Source organism: Ruegeria sp. N10 (assembly GCF_056531545.1).
The window spans coordinates 1-3,662 of sequence record NZ_JBQFLY010000047.1; the positions used below are offsets into that span (position 1 = coordinate 1).

Here is a 3,662-nt window from a genome sequence, read left to right on the forward strand (position 1 = left end):
TGTCACTGTACCCTAATTAATCAGAATCTTGTCTGAAATTGTCCTGCAAAATCAATGATAGTTTGTACTCTTAATTTTCATATTGTACCGCTAATTACCACACTGTACCCTTAATTGCCGTACTGTCGGAATTGTGGATATGTTTCGGCCTATTGGGGCGGGGGATTTGCGTGGTAAATGAGCGTCTTGCGAAACACCGTGCAGCGGTTCTTCGGCCGATCCTGGAGCTTGAGAAGAGAGGTGAGCCGATCAGCACGGCGATCGGAGATGCCGCTTGGGAACTGGGCTTGGCGAAAAGCCACACATGGTCGCTTTACCGGCGTCTGAGAGAGAACGATGCGCGTGCCACGGCGTTGGAGTTGGACCGTCGCGGGCCGAAACCAGGGTCGAAACGGATTGCCAAAGGCGTCGAAATCATCATCTATGAGAGCTTGCGAAAATACTATCTGATCCGTGAGCGTTCGAGCTTTCTTCGCATCTGGCGCGAGATTCGTGCCGAATGCGTGGCGAAGGGTTTTCAGCCCCCGACCCGTAGAACGGTCAAAGCCCGTCTAGATGCTATGGATCAGCGAGAGGTCTTCCGGAAACGGCGCGGGGCAGAGGAGGCTGACAAGGTCTTTGCTGCGCGTCCGGGCCGCCTTGCAGTTTCAGCCCCGCTGGAAGTCGTTCAGATCGATCATACGACTTCGGACATCACGTTGGTCGATCACGTCAATCGACAGCCACTTGCGCGCCCCTATCTGACGGTGGCCATCGATGTCGCGAGCCGGATCGTCCTCGGGGTCTATGTCTCTTTCGATGAGCCGTCTGTCTTGTCGATCGCCCTGTGTCTCAATCACTGTGTGCGCCGGAAATCGGTGCACGTCCCTGGAACAATGGAAGAGGTGGTTTGGCCGACGGCCGGAATCCCGACGGCGATCCACGTCGACAATGCCCAGGAGTTCCACAGCGACGCCTTCAGAATGGCCTGCGAAGATTGGGGCATTGCTATCGAGTATCGTCCGCTTGGCGGCAAACACTACGGCGGTCATGTCGAACGGCTGATCGGAACAACTATGAGGGCCGTTCATGTGCTGCCCGGGACAACGCAATCCTCAATCGTTGAGAAGGGCGACTATGACAGCAAGAAGCACGCGGCCCTGACACTGACCGAGTTCGAGGATTGGCTTCATCTGGAAATCTGCCGATACCACAATACGGTTCACGAAGCTCTCGGACGAACCCCAATCGCGGCATGGGCGGACATGGGCGGGGATACTGCGGGACGGCAGGTTGTCGATGTCGATGCCTTTAGGACAAGCTTCATGCCCTTCGAGTGGCGCCAGCTCGGGCGCACCGGGATCACGCTCTTCGGGGTCCATTACTGGAGTGATGTCTTTGCCTCGTTGGTCGGACGAGGGCAGGGCAAGGTACAGGTGAAATACGATCCGCGAGACTTATCGCAGGTCTGGGTCTTCACCGGTGATGGCCGCGTGATCCCGGCGCGCTACCGGGATCTCAGCCACCCGCGGGTATCGCTTTGGGAAAGTCGGCGGGCGCGGAAAGATTGGCAGGAAAAGCATGGTGGCCGGATCAACGAGCGGGTCCTATTCCAATTGATTGACGCGCAACGGCAGCTGGCTGAGGCGGCGCGCCAAAAAACTCGGATTGCCCAGTTAGAGAATGAAAGAGACGCGCGGCTACCCCGGCACCAACCGAGCCGTGATCCGTCGCGCGAAATGTTCGCGATTGATACAGGCAACCCTGATCTGCCTACCTATGAGATTGATGAGATTAATGACCTCAGAAGAAAGAATTGACCGTATCCGCGGCGACCATTGGGTCGCGTTTGACCGTGCCACCGTCGTTCTCAACAGATTGACATCCCTGATGGAAATGCCACAGCAAAGCCGGATGCCAGGGCTGATGGTTTATGGAAGTTCCGGCATCGGAAAGACGATGATCGCCAAGCGGATGGCGAGCAAATTTCCAACGCAGTACAACGCTGAACTGGGTATCACGAAAACACCCATCCTGCTGGTTCAGGCCCCGCCGGCCCCGGACGAACGACGGTTCTATCAACACATCCTGGCGACGATCGGGGCGCCTATGTGGGGTCGGCATACCGTGTCCGAGCTCGAGGTGCGCGCGCTCAGTCATCTTCGGGACATGGACCTTAGGATGCTTATGATCGACGAAGTGCATAACCTGCTTGCTGGCAGCTACCGTGAGCAACGCCGTTTCCTGAACATGCTCCGGTTCCTCGCCAACGATCTCTGCGCCTCGCTCGTCGTCTTCGGTGTGAACGAAGCCCTGGAGGCGGTTCGAGGAGACGATCAATTGGCCCGACGTTTGGACGAACACTACCTGCCGCTCTGGGAAGACGATGTGGAGTTCTCTCGACTGATCCAGACGTTGATCGCGGCGATGGCGCTTGAGCAACGCTCAGGCCTTACGGTGGCGTCGCTTCGGACGATCCTGAAAGTGACCGGTGGCGTCACCTCGCGCGTGTTTATCATGATCAAATCCCTGGCTATCGATGCAATCGAGACCGGAGAAGAGCGGATCACGGACGAAGCGGTTCATGCCTGGCGACCGGTTTGGACGAAGCATGCCTGGAACATTCCTCGACAGCCCGCCGCTGCATTCGGGTGACCGTCAGACCGCTACCGTTTCGACCGCCACCTATGCGTGATGAGCTTCTGTCGAGCTGGATGGGTCGCTTGGCGAAGGCCAATCATTGTTCGGTTGAAGAGCTTTGTGGCTATCTGGGTTTGGGGCAGGGCAGGGTGCCGGAATGTGCAAGCGACCTGCGGATGGCGAACTGGGCCATGCTATGCGGGGCGGTTCAGCGGTCCCCGGATGAAATCGTCAGCATGGCTCTTCCGGATTCAATGCACCATGACGTGCAATACGTGTCCCGGCATGACTTCCAATATTGCCCGGGGTGTGTTGCTAAATCACCCGATTTGGTGCTTCGCCATTGGCGCTTGGCATGGTCGATGACCTGTGAAATCTGCGGCCAGGTCCTGGCAGCAAAGTATCCAGCCAATGATGTATCAAGCAGACTTCATGCCCGCGCTTTGCGCGGCGCGGAAGTTCTGAAGACGGCTGCTATAACGACCGATCTCGCGCGGTTGCGCCGGATCAGTCTGACCCTGCAAGTCATGTCGGTGCTGAAGATCGGGCGTCTTTGGTCGCTCACCTCCGGGAACAAGCGCGATAGGCTACTGGCGCTTGCTGCGGTCGGTATTGGCACGACCCGTCCCTTGTTGGGTGCCGCCATCATATTGCGAGGAAACGACCGGGTGGCCCTGGAGTTGAGCCGCGTCTTTCCTGAACATCGTCAGATGATCGAGCGGATCCGTGGATTGTCGCAGGACCTCAGTCGACCGCTTCCTGGTCTGGGTGAAACAGGGCATCCAACCGGGCATGAAACACATGGATTGTGCCGCCCAAGAGTGTCGGAGAGCGCTTTGCAGGCCGCTCGTCAGGCCATCTCAGAGCTCGGAGCAGACGCAAATCGTCAAGCGCTTCTGACGCGCGCCGATGCACTTTGGAAGCGCTAAAGTGGGGTCAAGTCATAAGCCCCTGAACCTGTGGATATATTGCAATTAAGGGTACAAAAACGCCCCATAACACCGTGAATCCGCTAATTCTGATTTATTAGGGTACAGTGACAA

At 57.2% G+C, this 3,662-nt stretch carries 3 protein-coding genes; all 3 read left to right on the forward strand.

The features are described 5' to 3' along the window. Window positions 1–170 precede the first annotated feature (170 nt). From ACR0JI_RS21785 to ACR0JI_RS21795, 3 genes are read left to right on the forward strand one after another with little or no spacing between them, the layout of a single operon-like run. Window positions 171–1,799 carry a Mu transposase C-terminal domain-containing protein gene (locus ACR0JI_RS21785; protein ID WP_480496647.1) on the forward strand — a complete coding sequence of 543 codons (1,629 nt, stop codon included), beginning with the start codon at window positions 171–173 and terminating at the stop codon, window positions 1,797–1,799. Continuing rightward, window positions 1,777–2,634: a TniB family NTP-binding protein gene (locus ACR0JI_RS21790; RefSeq protein ID WP_480478388.1), complete on the forward strand. Its 858-nt coding sequence runs from the start codon at window positions 1,777–1,779 to the stop codon at window positions 2,632–2,634. The genes ACR0JI_RS21785 and ACR0JI_RS21790 overlap by 23 nt, the downstream gene beginning before the upstream one ends. Beyond that, window positions 2,631–3,548, forward strand: a complete 918-nt coding sequence (locus ACR0JI_RS21795) for a TniQ family protein (RefSeq protein ID WP_480478390.1) — start codon at window positions 2,631–2,633, stop codon at window positions 3,546–3,548. The genes ACR0JI_RS21790 and ACR0JI_RS21795 overlap by 4 nt, the downstream gene beginning before the upstream one ends. Window positions 3,549–3,662: the final 114 nt, after the last annotated feature.

Bases quoted from the DNA above. Each gene is read 5' to 3' on its own strand.
- ACR0JI_RS21790 (WP_480478388.1), top strand. From the start codon at position 1,777: ATGACCTCAGAAGAAAGAATTGACCGTATCCGCGGCGACCATTGGGTC.